At 49.2% G+C, this 248-nt stretch carries 1 protein-coding gene; it reads left to right on the top strand.

Features of this window, described 5'->3' with window-relative positions; translation table 11 throughout:
• Positions 1 to 38: 38 nt before the first annotated feature.
• Positions 39 to 248, top strand: a 210-nt coding sequence (locus SB724_RS21310) for a histidine kinase dimerization/phospho-acceptor domain-containing protein (RefSeq protein WP_410573005.1), incomplete at its 3' end; no start/stop codon positions are given.

Raw genomic sequence — 248 nt, 5'->3', positions numbered from 1 at the left:
GGATGACGCGAAAAGGGAAATGGAAGCGGTCATTTGCTGTGTATAAAGATATGTTCGATGCTCTCGGACATTTAAGTGAGACGCTGCGGATGAATGAACAACGGCAAAAGGACATGGAACGTACGCGGGAAGAATGGATATCTGGGCTCTCGCACGATTTGAAGACGCCGCTTAGTTCCATTTTTGGATATGCCGCGATTTTGGAGACGGAGGCATACGAATGGGCCGAGGGTGAGATAGGGCAATAC

It is taken from the genome of Bacillus sp. SIMBA_031 (assembly GCF_046535225.1).
GTDB classification, from domain to species: Bacteria; Bacillota; Bacilli; order Bacillales; family Bacillaceae; genus Bacillus; species Bacillus velezensis.
Note: the sequence above shows the minus strand (reverse complement) of the source record. Positions and strands in the feature narration are given on the sequence as shown.